This is a genomic window from Pseudoalteromonas sp. S16_S37, from assembly GCF_014694405.1.
Lineage (GTDB): Bacteria > Pseudomonadota > Gammaproteobacteria > Enterobacterales > Alteromonadaceae > Pseudoalteromonas.
This window is the reverse complement of record NZ_JAAUWV010000264.1, coordinates 1-237: the sequence shown is the minus strand read 5'-3', so window position 1 is coordinate 237 and position 237 is coordinate 1. Positions and strand designations below refer to the sequence as shown.

The window sequence follows — 237 nt, the reverse complement described above, 5'->3', positions numbered from 1 at the left end:
AATGGAGTTTATCCGTAGCGCGTTTGCTCGCACCACGAATAGTCTTGCCATCAAAAGCGATGACTGGCATGCCTGATTTTTCTCGTTGTTGATTTACCCAGCTGTACAGTGCTAGCAGTCTAAGGTATCCCCAAAACTAGTGTTTATATATCAATAAGATGGAGATTTTAGAAATTTTGGAAAATGTGGGGAACATTCATGATGTTTAGTGATCTTATGAATCGCTAAATAAAAAAA

At 38.0% G+C, this 237-nt stretch carries 1 pseudogene; it reads right to left on the bottom strand.

The annotated features are described in order from the left end of the window. Nucleotides 1-118, bottom strand: a pseudogene (locus HC733_RS22860) (ISAs1-like element ISPsesp1 family transposase); the annotation flags it as partial. Nucleotides 119-237: the final 119 nt, after the last annotated feature.